This window comes from Lelliottia sp. RWM.1, assembly GCF_016859735.1.
In the GTDB taxonomy this organism is placed as follows: Bacteria; Pseudomonadota; Gammaproteobacteria; order Enterobacterales; family Enterobacteriaceae; genus Enterobacter.
Genome location: NZ_WLVC01000016.1, coordinates 1 through 15,792, shown reverse-complemented (window position 1 = coordinate 15,792; position 15,792 = coordinate 1). Strand labels below are relative to the sequence as shown.

14 protein-coding genes are annotated in these 15,792 nt (G+C 51.3%); 8 read left to right on the top strand and 6 right to left on the bottom strand.

Annotation, left to right across the window (positions count from 1 at the left end; genetic code table 11):
- Nucleotides 1–37 precede the first annotated feature (37 nt).
- Together mioC and asnC are read right to left on the bottom strand one after the other, a co-directional pair.
- Nucleotides 38–487 carry an FMN-binding protein MioC gene (gene mioC, locus GF617_RS13345; protein ID WP_181621582.1) on the bottom strand — a complete coding sequence of 150 codons (450 nt, stop codon included), beginning with the start codon at nt 485–487 and terminating at the stop codon, nt 38–40.
- Between the two features lie 90 nt (nt 488–577).
- Nucleotides 578–1,036: a transcriptional regulator AsnC gene (gene asnC, locus GF617_RS13340; RefSeq protein WP_023333916.1), complete on the bottom strand. Its 459-nt coding sequence runs from the start codon at nt 1,034–1,036 to the stop codon at nt 578–580.
- Nucleotides 1,037–1,186: 150 nt separating this feature from the next.
- Here asnC and asnA point away from each other — a divergent pair, with 150 nt between their 5' ends.
- A complete protein-coding gene (gene asnA, locus GF617_RS13335) occupies nt 1,187–2,179 on the top strand; it encodes an aspartate--ammonia ligase (RefSeq protein ID WP_181621581.1) in 993 nt (330 codons plus the stop codon).
- Here asnA and viaA read toward each other — a convergent pair whose 3' ends face one another.
- Both viaA and ravA read right to left on the bottom strand, forming a co-directional pair.
- Nucleotides 2,180–3,631 (bottom strand): ATPase RavA stimulator ViaA, encoded by a 1,452-nt coding sequence (gene viaA, locus GF617_RS13330; RefSeq protein WP_203451822.1) that lies wholly within the window; start codon nt 3,629–3,631, stop codon nt 2,180–2,182.
- Nucleotides 3,625–5,121: an ATPase RavA gene (gene ravA / locus GF617_RS13325; RefSeq protein WP_181621579.1), complete on the bottom strand. Its 1,497-nt coding sequence runs from the start codon at nt 5,119–5,121 to the stop codon at nt 3,625–3,627. The genes viaA and ravA overlap by 7 nt, the downstream gene beginning before the upstream one ends.
- 222 nt (nt 5,122–5,343) lie before the next feature.
- On the opposite strand from ravA, the gene kup reads away from it, so the two are divergent.
- The 7 genes from kup to rbsR all read left to right on the top strand — a co-directional run bounded on the left by kup (nt 5,344) and on the right by rbsR (nt 13,302).
- Nucleotides 5,344–7,212 carry a low affinity potassium transporter Kup gene (kup, locus tag GF617_RS13320; protein ID WP_181621578.1) on the top strand — a complete coding sequence of 623 codons (1,869 nt, stop codon included), beginning with the start codon at nt 5,344–5,346 and terminating at the stop codon, nt 7,210–7,212.
- A 217-nt stretch (nt 7,213–7,429) separates the two neighbouring features.
- Nucleotides 7,430–7,849: a D-ribose pyranase gene (rbsD, locus tag GF617_RS13315; RefSeq protein ID WP_181621576.1), complete on the top strand. Its 420-nt coding sequence runs from the start codon at nt 7,430–7,432 to the stop codon at nt 7,847–7,849.
- Nucleotides 7,850–7,856: 7 nt separating this feature from the next.
- Nucleotides 7,857–9,362, top strand: coding sequence for a ribose ABC transporter ATP-binding protein RbsA (gene rbsA / locus GF617_RS13310; protein ID WP_181623862.1), 1,506 nt, complete (start codon nt 7,857–7,859; stop codon nt 9,360–9,362).
- Nucleotides 9,363–9,366: 4 nt separating this feature from the next.
- A complete protein-coding gene (rbsC, locus tag GF617_RS13305) occupies nt 9,367–10,332 on the top strand; it encodes a ribose ABC transporter permease (protein ID WP_203451821.1) in 966 nt (321 codons plus the stop codon).
- A gap of 27 nt (nt 10,333–10,359) precedes the next feature.
- Entirely contained in the window at nt 10,360–11,250 is an 891-nt protein-coding gene (rbsB, locus tag GF617_RS13300) for a ribose ABC transporter substrate-binding protein RbsB (RefSeq protein ID WP_014072425.1), read from the top strand.
- Between the two features lie 108 nt (nt 11,251–11,358).
- Nucleotides 11,359–12,288, top strand: coding sequence for a ribokinase (gene rbsK, locus GF617_RS13295; protein WP_181623861.1), 930 nt, complete (start codon nt 11,359–11,361; stop codon nt 12,286–12,288).
- A 3-nt stretch (nt 12,289–12,291) separates the two neighbouring features.
- Nucleotides 12,292–13,302, top strand: coding sequence for a ribose operon transcriptional repressor RbsR (gene rbsR, locus GF617_RS13290; RefSeq protein ID WP_181621573.1), 1,011 nt, complete (start codon nt 12,292–12,294; stop codon nt 13,300–13,302).
- Here rbsR and mdtD read toward each other — a convergent pair.
- Nucleotides 13,250–14,677 (bottom strand): multidrug transporter subunit MdtD, encoded by a 1,428-nt coding sequence (gene mdtD, locus GF617_RS13285; RefSeq protein ID WP_203451820.1) that lies wholly within the window; start codon nt 14,675–14,677, stop codon nt 13,250–13,252. The genes rbsR and mdtD overlap by 53 nt on opposite strands.
- Complete coding sequence (locus GF617_RS13280) at nt 14,674–15,381, bottom strand: FadR/GntR family transcriptional regulator (protein WP_203451819.1); 708 nt, start codon at nt 15,379–15,381, stop codon at nt 14,674–14,676. Before GF617_RS13280 ends, mdtD begins: the two co-directional genes overlap by 4 nt.
- Nucleotides 15,382–15,792 lie beyond the last annotated feature (411 nt).

Sequence of the window (15,792 nt, the reverse complement as noted above, 5' to 3'; positions counted from 1 at the left end):
TTTTAACCAGAGTTATCCACATCTGTTTGCGCGATCTTTAATCGTTTTTGAGTAAATTTTTCCATTCGTCCAGCCATTCTTCTGCTGGATCCTCTGGAATGTCATGATCGAGGATGTTGATCTTCAGCGTTTCGCCGAGTTGTTTTGCTCCACATGACTTCATTGCTTCTTCTACTTTATCTACAGCACCGCAGAAGGTGTCATATTCACGACTGCCGATTCCGATAGCACCAAAGCGTACGTTTGCCAGGTTGGGCTGTTGTTCCAGCAGTTCGTCGTAAAACGGTTGCAGATTATCAGGAATGTCGCCAGCACCGTGTGTAGACGTGATCAGCAGCCAGATCCCATCAGTCGGAAGATCTTCCAGTAATGGCCCGTGCAAGGTCTCTGCGGAAAAACCCGCATCTTCCAGTTTCTCGGCCAGATGTTCTGCGACGTATTCTGCGCCGCCAAGAGTGCTGCCACTGATGAGAGTAATGTCTGCCATTGATCGCTCGCTCATATAAAGAGGCGATTATTGTACGCTGTGAATGAGCTGGGATCTACCTGTGGAAAATGTGGGAATTAAAATGCCCGATCACGGGCGAATGGTACGCATGATCGGGTTTTGCAGTGAGATCAGGGTCTCGGTGGATTGTATTTCATCAATTGTTTGGATCTTGTTGATAAGTACCTGTTGAAGCGCGTCGATGGATCGACACATCACCTTTATAAAGATGCTGTAGTGTCCGGTGGTGTAATAGGCTTCCGTCACCTCATCCAGCGCATTTAGCTTAGCCAGAGCAGAAGGATAGTCTTTGGCGCTTTTTAGAATGATGCCAATAAAACAGCAAACGTCGTAGCCCAGATGCTTTGGACTGACATCAATTCGTGCACCGGTAATAATCCCCGCTTGTTTCATTTTCTCCACACGAACGTGAATTGTCCCAGGGCTTACGCCAAATTGCTTTGCCAGTTCGGCATACGCCGTGCGGGCATTTGCCATGAGCGCTTCAAGAATGCCCCGGTCCAGATTGTCGATCTGATAATTTTCCATAGGTTTTTCTTATGATGATTGATGAAGTTCTCTATTTTAGCGCCATATTTTGATGATTCAAAAGTGAAGGTGGCTTTTTGTTGTTTGATTATTGAATTCAGTGCCGTTTTTGTTGCTTAATCAATATCAACAGGACGCAGGAGTATAAAAATGAAAACCGCTTATATCGCAAAACAACGCCAGATCAGTTTCGTTAAATCCCATTTTTCTCGTCAGCTGGAAGATAAGCTTGGTCTTATTGAAGTTCAGGCTCCGATCTTAAGCCGGGTAGGTGATGGGACGCAGGATAACCTTTCTGGATGCGAAAAAGCGGTACAGGTAAAGGTGAAAACGCTGCCAGATGCTCAGTTTGAAGTTGTTCATTCACTGGCTAAATGGAAGCGTCAGACACTGGGACAACACGACTTCAGCGCGGGCGAAGGGCTCTACACGCACATGAAAGCCCTTCGCCCCGATGAAGATCGCCTTTCCCCCATTCACTCTGTCTATGTTGACCAGTGGGACTGGGAACGCGTCATGGGCGATGGGGAACGCCATGTCGGCACGCTGAAATCAACCGTTGAAGCGATCTACGCCGGGATCAAAGCCACCGAAACCGCAGTGAGTAAAGAGTTTGGGCTAACCCCGTTTTTGCCGGAAACGATCCATTTTGTTCATAGTCAGGATTTGTTGAGCCGCTTCCCGGATCTGGATGCCAAAGGTCGCGAACGCGCCATTGCGAAAGAGCTGGGTGCTGTATTCCTGATGGGAATCGGTGGCAAGTTGTCGGACGGTAAACGTCACGATGTCCGTGCGCCGGATTACGACGACTGGAGTACAGCGGGTGAGAGGGAATTAGCTGGTCTGAACGGAGACATTCTGGTCTGGAACCCGGTACTTGAAGATGCATTTGAGCTTTCTTCAATGGGGATCCGTGTTGATGCTGAAGCCCTGAAACGTCAACTGGCACTGACCGGCGATGACGACCGTTTGCAGCTGGAGTGGCATCAGGCGTTGCTGCGCGGTGAAATGCCTCAGACGATTGGCGGTGGGATTGGTCAGTCTCGTCTGACGATGTTACTGCTGCAACTGCCGCATATTGGTCAGGTTCAGTGTGGCGTATGGCCGCAGCAGGTGCGCGAAAGCGTCAGTTCTCTTCTTTAATTACCGTTGCCAGCGTCTAAGCAGGCGGCTACGTAACCCGGTATCAAAGCGCCAGATGTGATCGAAAATGCGCATGATGCCGGGTTTTCCATGTGTTGACATGGCTACGGCATGAAAACGATGATGATGTATTCGCTGTAGCTCCTGAACCTTACTGACCACCTCGTCTGGCAGTCGCTGGGCAATAAAATCAGAAATCACGACCGCATCTGCGTCGTACCAGTCTCCGCCTTGCATACGTTCGACAATGCTACGAAAACAGCTGGCCAGATCGGTCCCACCGCGAAAGCGCTGGCTTAAAAAGCGGATTGCTTGCTCAATACCCTGTAGTCCCGTCAGTTCATACCCTACGACTTCGCTGGAGAACAGCATAATGAAGCAGCGTCGTCTGTCGGCGAGTGCCACGCGCATCAGGGCCAGACAGAATGCTTTGGCGCACTGCTCGTTAAAACCGCCCATTGATCCCGATGTATCAACACAGACGATAAAGGGGCCGCGCGGTTGTTCATCAAAATCCTGATGCACAACAGGCCGTTGGCTGATTTTCTCGCGCCAGGCTTCACCGTGCAGCCTGTAGGTCAGCAGTTGCTTCTCCACCAGCCTGCGGTAAAACTCATATTCCAGTTCAGTCATCCCCAGCGTACTGAGCTCTGTTGGCAGGAGGCGCAAAATATCATCGCTTTGCTGCAAGCCATCGACCTGTTCTGGCACGGTGGCAGGTTCACGCACCAGGGTACGGAAGGTTTCCATCGGCGCGTCTTTCTTTGGAACCGATTTTGCCTCTCTGGAGCGACCAAGCTGCTCAGCCAGTTTCATCAATTCTGGTTGCTGTGCCAGGAAATCTCCGTATTTGACGATCAACTGATAATCACCACGCCGTAACTGTCCGGCACTCATATCCCAGAGGCGACCGGCGGCGTTTTCATTTTCCACCAGCACCTGCTCAAGCTGGCCGCTCAGCGTCATACGTTCCTGAACTTCGCTGAGCAACTGCTCACGCTCTTCATCCAGAAGTTGCTGGTTAAGGGTCGTTGCCTGAACCACCAGACTGAGCCGCCAGCGCTGCAAAAACAGTGTATGCAGAGCCGATGTAAAGGTGGCGTTGTCTGTCACCAACGCCCTGGCCTGGCTGGAAAACGGGGAATGTACTTTGTCGAGAAGCGCCAGTGTCTGCGGTAACTGGACGATAAACTGCGGCGTTGAAAGCCGCTGGCACTGCTGATAGCTGGCAACTTCTTCTGTCAGTTCCGCAGGGACTTCGGTTTCTTTGAAACGTTGTCGCAAGTTATCCCGCCAGCGGGGGAGATCGTCGGTCATCGCTTTTTTGAGTTTTGGAAACTTTTCAAAGAAAGCGGCCAGCTGCGGCGAAGCCAGCAACGTAATGACAACCTCCTCGATCAAACCTTCCTCGCTGACCGCCAGCATCATATTGAGCGTATCCAGCGTTAGCATTGACGCGCCTGTTTGATCTGTGCGCTGACATCCTGCAGGCTGGCTTCGATGCGACCTAACCAGTCACTGTGGATAAAGAGGCATTTTTGCTGTTCGCTGAAGCGTGTATGTTGCTGATGCCATTCGGTATCCAGGGCTTCAAGCTGTTGTTTTATCTCGTCAGGCACGTTATCAGACGCCGTTCCCGGAAGCGCAAGACGCGATCCTTGCAAACTGACATCGCGGATCACCAGATGCTGGCTGCTATCGACCTCCAGATTGAGGGGTTGCGCAAAGCCAATACCGTTGAGTTTGCCGCGGATCTCACCACCTTTGTCGAGCCACAGCGTCAGAGCATCGCGCTCAATGGTGATGTGAACCACCTGCATATCGTGGAGCTTCAGAGGCTGCTGAAGCAACAGCGTCAGTGAAGCATTTGTCAATTCAATGGGCAGTTCGTAGTGTGGTTTACGGGCAAACATGCTGCCGAGGCGGTTAACTTTCAGCGCGGTTTTATCACTTTGTTGTTGCTGGAGCTGGATGCGTCTCTGCACAATTGCGCCGAGTTGATTGAGCATCGATTGCTGTCCCCAGGCGTGTCCGGTCATCAATATTTCAAGCTGTTGTTGCATCAGATTCATGCCCTCTGCGTCATGCCACAGGCAATCTTTCAGCAGGATCAGGTCGATAGGGGCGACGGCTTCGCGGCCACTAAACAGGGCACTTGCCTGCAACAGGCGAATCGCTTTTTTCCAGCGACGATCAGAGACATACGGTGCTGAGGGTAGCAAATCAAGTTGCTGGCGCAGCATGAAAATGAGCTCAAAGACGGCATCCGGGAGTGCGATCTTCCCGATATCCTTCTGCCACTGGTGATACTCTTCGTCAGTCACCTGAAGTGAAGCCGATACCGGATTTTCATTCTCATCCTGTTGGCTTATCAGCATGGAACGGAAGTTCGATTTATCCTGCACTTTATCCAGCCACAGGCGTATCAACATTCGGTCATACAGCGCTTCAAGGCTGCTGTCAGCTTCCGGGAGTTCATTCGACGCTGCCACCAGCAAACGCATCGGGATTTTTTCTTCGTATGCGCCATTTCGGAATCGCCGTTCGTTTATTGCGGTCAGCAGGGTATTCAGGATCGCAGGACCTGCTTTCCAGATTTCATCGAGGAAGACTATTTCAGCTTCAGGAAGATAGCCTTCCGTCAGACGCTGATAACGCCCTTCATCTTTTAGTGCCTGGATGGAGAGGGGGCCAAATACCTCCTCAGGTGTCGAGAATCGGGTCATCAGGTATTCGAACGCACGTGCGTTCTGGAAGGCAAATTTAAGCCGACGGGCAATCAGACTTTTCGCAATACCCGGAGGACCGAGCAAAAAGACGCTTTCGCCGCTTAACGCCGCCAGCAAACACAGGCGGATCGCGTGGCTACGCTCGAAAAGGCCTTTTTCCAGCGCACTGCTGAGGCGGGAAATTCTTTCTGCTAATAAATGTGAGTGAGCCATAATAGTTTTGCATCCTTTCGCCGTTGTGGCGGCCAATTGAAGCGAGTATAGACGTTTCGGTCAGGGCTGGTAATAGACTGAAGTGCGGCGCTATTTTCTTTGCGCTACATTAACGTGGTTGCATTTAGGGGTACGATTTTGCAATTAATCGTGCATACTGTGCGCTTTTTGTGGGCCAAGGGACTAAGCACACATTTGTTATACAAACGAAAAGACTAGTCTATGAGCACTGATAATAAGCAATCATTACCCGCAATAACGCTTGCGGCTATCGGGGTTGTCTACGGTGATATCGGCACCAGCCCGCTTTATACGCTTCGTGAATGTCTGTCCGGTCAGTTTGGTTTTGGAGTTGAACGAGATGCCGTTTTTGGCTTTTTGTCACTCATTTTCTGGCTGCTGATCCTTGTTGTTTCAGTTAAATATTTATCTTTTGTTATGCGTGCGGATAACGCCGGTGAAGGCGGTATTCTGACGCTGATGTCGCTTGCTGGGCGGAATACCTCAGCCAGAATGACGTCGGTCCTGGTTATCATCGGCCTGATTGGCGGCAGCTTCTTCTATGGGGAAGTCGTGATTACGCCTGCCATTTCGGTTCTGTCGGCAATAGAAGGGCTTGAGATTATTGCGCCGCAGCTCGATACCTGGGTTGTGCCGCTCGCTATCATTGTTCTGACACTGCTGTTTGCAATTCAGAAACATGGCACAGGGCTGGTGGGTAAGCTGTTCGCGCCGATCATGCTGGCCTGGTTCCTGATCCTGGCTGCTCTGGGTTTACGCAGTATTATTGCCAACCCTGAAGTGTTGCATGCGCTGAATCCTCTCTGGGCGGTGAATTTCTTCCTGGAATATAAAGTAGTTTCGTTTGTGGCACTGGGTGCAGTGGTGCTTTCTATCACGGGTGTTGAAGCGCTGTATGCGGACATGGGGCACTTTGGTAAGCTGCCGATCCGCGTGGCCTGGTTTTCGGTGGTTCTGCCCTCGCTGGTGCTGAACTACTTTGGTCAGGGGGCGTTGTTGCTTAAACATCCGGAGGCCATTAAAAACCCCTTCTTCCTGCTGGCGCCCGACTGGGCCTTGGTTCCGATGTTGATCCTCGCCACTCTGGCGACGGTCATTGCATCTCAGGCGGTGATTTCCGGTGTCTTCTCACTGACGCGTCAGGCTGTTCGTCTGGGCTATCTCTCTCCAATGAGGATTATCCATACCTCTGAAATGGAGTCGGGTCAGATCTACATTCCTTTCATTAACTGGTTGCTCTATTTTGCCGTGGTGATTGTGATTGTCAGCTTTGAACACTCCAGTAACCTGGCTGCGGCATACGGTATTGCCGTGACGGGAACCATGGTACTGACGTCTATTCTTTCCACCACAGTGGCGTACCGAAACTGGCACTGGAATAAATTCCTTGTAGCGATGATTCTGGTGGGCTTCCTGTGCATCGATGTTCCTCTGTTCTCTGCTAACCTCGATAAGATCGTCTCGGGTGGCTGGTTACCGCTGACGCTGGGACTGGTCATGTTCATTGTCATGACGACGTGGAAGAGCGAGCGTTTCCGGCTGTTGCGCCGTATGCATGAGCACGGTAACTCTCTGGAAGCGATGATTGCGTCTCTGGAGAAATCTCCGCCGGTTCGAGTGCCAGGCACGGCGGTATATATGTCCCGTGCGTTGAACGTGATTCCCTTTGCGCTAATGCATAACCTCAAACACAACAAAGTGCTGCATGAGCGCGTCATTCTGCTGACGTTGCGTACTGAAGATGCGCCGTATGTGCACAACGTACGCCGTGTGCAGATTGAACAGCTATCGCCGACGTTCTGGCGCGTGGTGGCCAGCTACGGTTGGCGCGAAACGCCAAATGTGGAAGAGGTGTTCCACCGTTGTGGTCTTGAAGGCTTAAGCTGCCGTATGATGGAGACTTCGTTCTTTATGTCGCATGAGTCGCTGATTATCGGTAAACGACCATGGTATCTGCGTCTGCGTGGCAAGTTGTATTTGATTCTGCAACGCAATGCCCTACGTGCGCCAGACCAGTTTGAAATTCCACCTAACCGTGTGATTGAACTGGGTACTCAAGTCGAAATTTAAATCACTAAAAAGGCCGGGTAGCGCTTTGCATACCCGGCCTGTCTTGTCCAAAGACCGTTGCCTTCCCTCTGCTGTTTGACATTCCTCCCCTCTCTTCATATTTCACTTAGCGAAACGTTTCGACGTTGATCACAAATCTGTTACGTCGTGATGGTTTTATGAACACTCTTGAGACTAAACTGATTTCAGCGAAACGTTTCGCTAGTGGAGCAAGAAAATGAAGAAAGGCACAGTACTCAATTCTGAAATCTCATCGGTTATTTCCCGTCTTGGGCATACCGATACGCTGGTGGTTTGCGATGCAGGCTTGCCAGTTCCGCGCAGCACAACCCGTATTGATATGGCATTAACGCAAGGTGTTCCGTCGTTTATGCAGGTACTGGAAGTGGTTACCGCGGAGATGCAGGTTGAGACGGCCATTCTCGCTACGGAGATTAAACAACATAATCCGCAACTCCACGAAACGTTGCTCAGCCATATTGAGCAACTGCAACAACACCAGGGAAACACCATAGAAATTCGTTACACAACGCACGAACAGTTCAAACAACAAACCGCAGACAGTCAGGCGGTGATTCGCAGCGGGGAGTGTTCCCCGTATGCGAATATCATTCTCTGTGCTGGCGTCACGTTCTGAGGCCATCATGGACGCATTATTGCAACTCAAAGGGATCGATAAGTCGTTCCCTGGCGTAAAAGCGCTCTCCGGTGCTGCGTTAAATGTCTACTCCGGGCGAGTCATGGCGCTGGTAGGTGAAAACGGCGCGGGCAAATCCACCATGATGAAAGTGCTCACCGGCATCTATCAACGCGATGCGGGTTCCTTGTCATGGTTGGGTAAAGAAACCACCTTCAACGGCCCCAAGTCGTCTCAGGAAGCGGGTATCGGCATTATCCATCAGGAACTGAACCTGATCCCGCAGCTCACCATTGCTGAAAACATCTTCCTCGGACGCGAGTTCGTAAACCGATTTGGCAAAATCGACTGGAAAACGATGTATGCCGAAGCAGACAAGCTGCTGTCGAAGCTGAATCTGCGCTTTAAGAGCGACAGGCTGGTGGGGGATCTCTCCATTGGCGATCAGCAAATGGTCGAGATCGCCAAAGTGCTCAGCTTTGAGTCGAAGGTCATCATTATGGATGAACCGACGGACGCGCTTACCGATACCGAAACCGAATCCTTGTTCCGTGTTATCCGCGAGCTGAAATCGCAGGGGCGCGGGATTGTCTATATCTCTCACCGTATGAAAGAGATCTTTGAAATCTGCGACGACGTCACCGTGTTCCGTGATGGGCAGTTTATTGCCGAGCGTGAGGTTGCCTCGTTAACCGAAGATTCCCTCATTGAAATGATGGTGGGGCGTAAACTTGAAGATCAGTATCCGCGTCTCGATAAAGCGCCTGGTGACATCCGTCTCAAGGTCGATAATCTCTGCGGGCCTGGTGTGCATGATGTCTCCTTTACGCTGCGTCAGGGTGAAATCCTGGGGGTCGCTGGCTTAATGGGGGCTGGCCGTACCGAGTTGATGAAGGTGCTGTATGGCGCACTGCCACGTACCAGTGGTTATGTCACTCTCGATGGTCATGAAGTAGTCACTCGCTCTCCACAAGATGGCCTGGCAAATGGCATCGTCTATATTTCTGAAGACCGTAAACGTGACGGTTTAGTGCTCGGTATGTCGGTGAAAGAGAACATGTCTCTCACCGCGCTACGCTACTTCAGCCATAACGGCGGTAGCCTGAAGCATAAAGATGAGCAGCAAGCGGTAAGCGATTTTATTCGCCTCTTTAATGTGAAAACGCCATCGATGGATCAGGCGATTGGCCTGTTGTCTGGCGGTAATCAGCAAAAAGTGGCGATAGCTCGTGGCCTGATGACGCGCCCGAAAGTGCTGATCCTTGATGAGCCAACCCGCGGTGTTGATGTGGGTGCTAAGAAAGAGATTTATCAGCTTATAAATCAGTTTAAGGCCGACGGCCTGAGCATCATTCTGGTCTCATCGGAGATGCCAGAAGTATTAGGCATGAGCGATCGTATTATCGTTATGCATGAAGGGCATCTCGGCGGTGAATTCACTCGCGAGCAGGCCACCCAGGAAGTTCTGATGGCTGCCGCTGTGGGCAAGCTTAATCGCGTGAATCAGGAGTAAGAAGATGACTACCCAGGCTGTTTCTGGTCGCCGTTATTTCACTAAGGCATGGCTATTGGAACAAAAATCGCTGATTGCCCTGCTGGTGCTGATCGCGATTGTCTCCACCATGAGCCCTAACTTTTTTACCGTAAATAACCTGTTCAACATTCTTCAGCAGACCTCCGTTAACGCCATTATAGCGGTTGGGATGACGCTGGTGATTTTGACTTCGGGTATCGATCTGTCCGTCGGTTCCCTGCTGGCGCTCACCGGTGCGATTGCCGCTTCAATTGTAGGGATTGAAGTCAACGCGCTGGTGGCCGTTGCAGCTGCACTGGTAGCTGGCGCGGCGATTGGTGCTGTTACCGGGGTGATCGTGGCGAAAGGTCGTGTACAGGCATTCATTGCGACGCTGGTCATGATGCTGCTGCTGCGTGGCGTGACGATGGTGTACACCAATGGAAGCCCGGTGAATACCGGCTTTACGGACAATGCCGATCTGTTTGGTTGGTTCGGTATCGGTCGCCCACTGGGTATCCCGACGCCAGTCTGGATCATGGGTATTGTCTTCCTGGCAGCTTGGTACATGCTGCACCACACGCGTATGGGTCGTTATATCTATGCGCTGGGCGGTAACGAGGCGGCGACACGTCTGTCCGGTATCAGCGTCAATAAAGTCAAAATTATCGTCTATTCGCTGTGCGGTTTGCTGGCATCGCTTGCCGGTATTATCGAAGTAGCGCGTCTCTCTTCTGCGCAGCCGACAGCGGGTACGGGTTATGAGCTGGATGCCATTGCAGCCGTTGTGCTGGGTGGGACGAGTCTCGCGGGTGGTAAAGGTCGTATTGTTGGGACATTGATCGGCGCACTGATTCTCGGTTTCTTGAATAATGGTTTGAATTTATTAGGTGTTTCCTCCTATTACCAGATGATCGTTAAAGCGGTGGTAATTTTGCTGGCGGTACTGGTAGACAACAAAAAACAGTAACTGACGACACTACAGGACATCTCTGATATGAACATGAAAAAACTGGCTACCCTGGTTTCTGCTGTCGCGCTGAGCGCAACTGTAAGTGCTAACGCAATGGCAAAAGACACCATCGCGCTGGTCATCTCCACGCTGAACAACCCATTCTTTGTTTCCCTGAAGGATGGCGCACAGAAAGAAGCGGACAAGCTGGGTTACAACCTGGTTGTGCTGGATTCTCAGAATAACCCGGCGAAAGAGCTGGCTAACGTTCAGGACTTAACTGTTCGTGGCACTAAAATTCTGTTGATCAACCCGACTGATTCCGATGCCGTGGGTAACGCCGTTAAGATGGCTAACCAGGCGAAAATTCCGGTCATTACCCTGGACCGTCAGGCTTCTAAAGGTGAAGTCGTTAGCCACATTGCGTCAGATAACGTGCTGGGCGGCAAAATTGCGGGTGATTACATCGCGAAGAAAGCCGGTGAAGGTGCGAAAGTTATCGAACTGCAAGGGATTGCCGGTACGTCTGCTGCGCGTGAGCGTGGTGAAGGTTTCCAGCAGGCTGTTGCCGCACACAAGTTTAATGTTCTGGCCAGCCAACCCGCAGATTTCGACCGTACTAAAGGTCTGAACGTAATGCAGAACCTGCTGACTGCGCATCCGGACGTGCAGGCTGTTTTCGCACAGAACGATGAAATGGCGCTGGGTGCACTGCGTGCGCTGCAGACTGCCGGTAAATCTGATGTGATGGTTGTCGGATTTGATGGCACTCCAGATGGTGAAAAAGCAGTAAATGATGGCAAACTGGCTGCGACCATCGCTCAGTTGCCAGAGCAGATCGGCGCAACAGGCGTACAGACTGCAGACAAAGTGCTGAAGGGCGAAAAAGTTCAGGCCAAATATCCAGTTGACCTGAAACTGGTCATCAAGCAGTAATAGGCGATTCAGGTCGCCAGTTGCGGCCTGAGGGACACCATATAAAAGAAAAGTGTGGCATACGCCACCGGGTAACACCGGTGGCGCTCTCAGATGGACACCTCATACATGAAAACCGCAGGCAACCTCGTCGTCCTTGGCAGCATCAATGCCGATCACATTCTTAACCTTGAAACGTTCCCCACTCCGGGTGAAACCGTCACAGGCAATCAATACCAGGTCGCTTTCGGCGGCAAAGGCGCTAACCAGGCCGTAGCTGCCGGGCGCAGCGGTGCAAAGATTGCTTTTATCGCCTGTACGGGTGATGACGACACCGGTGAGCGAGTACGTAAACAGCTGGCAAGCGACAATATTGATATCGCTCCGGTAAGCGTGGTTGAAAGGGAATCTACCGGGGTAGCGCTGATTTTTGTTAACGCGGAAGGTGAGAATGTTATCGGTATTCATGCCGGGGCCAATGCGGCGCTGACTCTCGAACGTGTAGAGGCGCAGCGTGACATGATTGCCAGTGCTGAAGCTCTGCTGATGCAACTGGAATCACCTGTCGAGAGTGTGCTTGCCGCAGCCAAAATAGCGCATGAAAATCATACCACTGTCGTACTTAATCCCGCGCCTGCCCGTGTATTATCAGATGAATTACTGGCGCTGGTGGACATCATCACACCTAACGAAACCGAAGCTGAAAAGTTGACGGGGATCCGTGTTGAAAACGACGAAGACGCAGCACATGCGGCTCAGGCGTTGCACAATAAAGGCATCAGTACGGTAATCATCACGCTCGGTAGTCGTGGTGTCTGGGCAAGTGTAAACGGCGAAGGTCGCCGGGTTCCTGGCTTTAAGGTCAAAGCTATCGATACCATTGCAGCAGGCGATACCTTTAATGGGGCGCTGGTTACCGCGTTGCTGGAAGGGTCATCTTTAGATAGCGCAATCCGTTTCGCACATGCTGCCGCGGCAATAGCGGTCACGCGCAAAGGGGCTCAACCTTCTGTTCCGTGGCGCAAAGAGATTGATGAATTCTTGAGTCAGCAGGGGTAACGCTTGGCCACAATGAAAGATGTCGCCCGCGTCGCGGGCGTTTCTACGTCGACAGTCTCTCACGTCATTAATAACGATCGCTTTGTCAGTGAGGCGATTCGGGAGAAAGTTGAAGCTGCAGTCAAAGATCTTAACTATGCGCCGTCTGCACTGGCACGTAGCCTCAAGCTCAACCAGACGCGCACCATTGGTATGCTTATTACCGCCAGTACTAACCCTTTTTATTCTGAGCTGGTTCGCGGCGTAGAGCGCAGTTGCTTTGAGCGCGGTTATAGTCTGGTGCTGTGTAACACTGAGGGCGATGAACAGCGCATGAACCGTAATCTGGAAACGCTGATGCAAAAACGCGTTGATGGATTATTACTGCTCTGCACCGAAACCCATCAGCCATCGAAAGAGATTATGCAGCGCTATCCCTCTGTACCAACGGTAATGATGGACTGGGCGCCCTTTGACGGAACCAGCGATTTGATTCAGGACAACTCATTGTTGGGTGGTGATATGGCAACCCAACATCTGATTGATAAGGGATATACCCGAATTGCCTGCATTACTGGGCCTCTGGATAAAACACCGGCGCGTTTGCGTCTTGAAGGGTATCTTTCCGCGATGGAGCGGGCGGGGATTTCTATCCCTGATGGGTATCGCATCACGGGTGATTTCGAATTTAACGGTGGCTTTGAGGCGATGCAGACTCTTCTGGCGCAAGAGCTACGTCCACAGGCGGTCTTTATCGGCAACGATGCGATGGCATTCGGGGCATATCAGGCGTTGTACCAGGCGGGATTACGTGTTCCGGACGATATGGCCATCATTGGCTATGATGATATTGAACTGGCGCGTTACATGACGCCGCCGCTGACAACGATTCATCAACCGAAAGATGAACTGGGCGAGTTGGCTATCGACGTGTTGATTCACCGAATGGCGCAACCCGCCTTGCAACAGCAGCGCTTACAACTTACTCCTGTTCTGATGGAACGCGGGTCTGTTTCGACGGGTGGCGATCTTTAATCATGTTCCGGCCATCTTTCGGCTTTAACAGCATGAAGACCAGAGCAGAGACAACGGTAATCCCCCCCATCGTTATAAAGGTATAGTGAAACTGTTCCACTGTGTTGGTTCCTTCAATACCTTCATAAATGCGCAGCACCGCTGCACTTACCGCAACACCTAAACTGATCGACAGCTGTTGGGTAACAGCCAGTACGCTGTTGCCACTGCTGGCGTTCTCGTCGGAAAGATCCGCAAGCGTGATGGTATTCATCGAGGTGAACTGGGTGGACATCGCCATACCTAAAATAAAGAGTGGCAGAATCAACATCCATACCGGCAAAGCCGCAGACTGAAGTGAGAACTGCGCAATCATGATGCCTATAAATATTGTGATACCAACCAACGTCTTTCTATAACCCAACATGCGCAGGACTTGCGTCACGAGTGATTTTGCCAGGATTGAACCCACCGCGGTCGGGGCCATCATGCAACCTGCGATCAGGGCCGGATAACCAAACCCCACTTGTAGCATCAGTGGCATCAAAAAGGGCACACATCCGGTTCCGAGGCGTGAGGCAATATTCCCGGCGATGCCGACGGAGAAGGTCCGTGTGCGAAACAGGGAAAGTGAAATCAGGGGGGCGGGATGGCGACGTGCGTGACGAATGTAGAACAATAAAAGCAGAATGCCGCTCAGGATGATGGACAGCGCAATCCATGTCGCCACGATTTTCTCGCCAAATAATTCCATTCCGCTGGAGAAGAGTACCAGGCTCAGACCAAACAGGAAAAAACCGCCCATATCAAAGCGACGTTTTGGCGTCGTGAAGTTCGGCATATATTTCCGGGCATAGCAAAGACCCGCTACACCAATCGGAATGTTAATCAGGAATATCCAGTGCCAGCTTGCCCATGTCACTAATACACCACCAAGAACCGGGCCAAGGATGGGGCCAACCAGTCCAGGCATGGTGACAAAGTTAAGCACAGGCAACAGTTCACTGCGGGGATAGGCACGAAGTAACGCCAGACGCGCTACCGGCATCATCATGGCGCCGCCAATCCCTTGCAGTACGCGAAAGATTACAAGCTCCGTGAGGGATGTCGACAACGCACAGGCGAATGAACCCAGCGTAAAGAGCGTGACCGCAACCATAAACACCCGGCGAGTGCCGAAACGGTCGGCCAGCCAGCCACTGACGGGTATCAGCATTGCAACAGTAAGCGTGTAACTAATGATAGCGGACTGCATGGCCAGTGGGGAACGGTTGAGGCTTTGTGCAATGGCGGGGAGTGCGGTGTTAAGGATGGTGGCATCCAATGCCTGCATAAAGAACGCCATGGCTGCAATCCACGGTAAACCGGCCATGCTGCGTGCTTTTCTTTCAGTCATTTATTTACCTGCTGCTGATTGGGTGCGCTCAATAATGCCTGGCACGCACTCAGTGCCTGTTGTCCGTCACTATCCTGAATCGCATCAACGATGGCCTGGTGTAGACCCAGCTTCACCACCTCATCTTGCGTAATAGAGGTAAAATACGTGCGGTATACCGAATGGAATAAAGATGCGAAAGACGTAAGAAACGGATTTCCGCTCATCATGTAGATATGTTCATGCCATGCCATATCAACTTCAATCCAGCGCTCGCGATTGAAATGCTGCTTCAGAAATGTCATCTCTTCCATGAGTATATTGAGTTGCGCTTTTTGCTCAGTGTTGCCAAGGATTGCTGCAAGCAGACAGGCCTGAGGCTCAAGACTACTGCGCATAACCAGAAAATGTTCGACAACCTGGTGAAAGTTATCTTCAGTCATCCACCAGGACAGTAATTCCTGATCGAGAAAGTTCCAGTTACTTTGCGGCATGACGCGTGTACCGATGCGTGGACGCGGAAGGACCATGCCTTTTGCCGTGAGTGTTTTGACGGCTTCACGTACGGCTGTGCGACTTACGCCAAACTGCTCACCGAGATCCATTTCCCCTGGCAAGATACTCCCGGGTGCATATTTTCCTGCCAGGATCCGCTGAGCCAGTTTCTCTGCCAGCACATAAGAGAGGTTTTTTTGTGCCGCCAGCTGTTGTGCAGTTAAGGACATATTTCTTTTTCCTTAATGATTCATGCTGGTAAGTATGCCATCTGGAGTGTGATTGTGGTTTCAAATACATCAAATAGAACAATTTGTAGCTTGCTGAAGTCAGTTTTGGTGAAAAAAAACGCGACTGGAAGTTTTTTTTAAATTTACTCTTGTCACTGGCGAATAACTCCCTATAATGCGCCTCCACTGACACGGAACAACGGCTTACAGGCCGCCGGGTTAGCGGGGTTCAGAGATGAACGCCGGCAGAGAAAAGCGAAAATAAACGCTTGACTCTGAATGAGGAAAACGTATTATACGGGACCTCGCAACGGTGAGCGAAAGCCGCGTTGCACTGCTCTTTAACAATTTATCAGACAATCTGTGTGGGCACTCAAAGTGACATGGATTCTTGACGTCGCAAGACGAAAA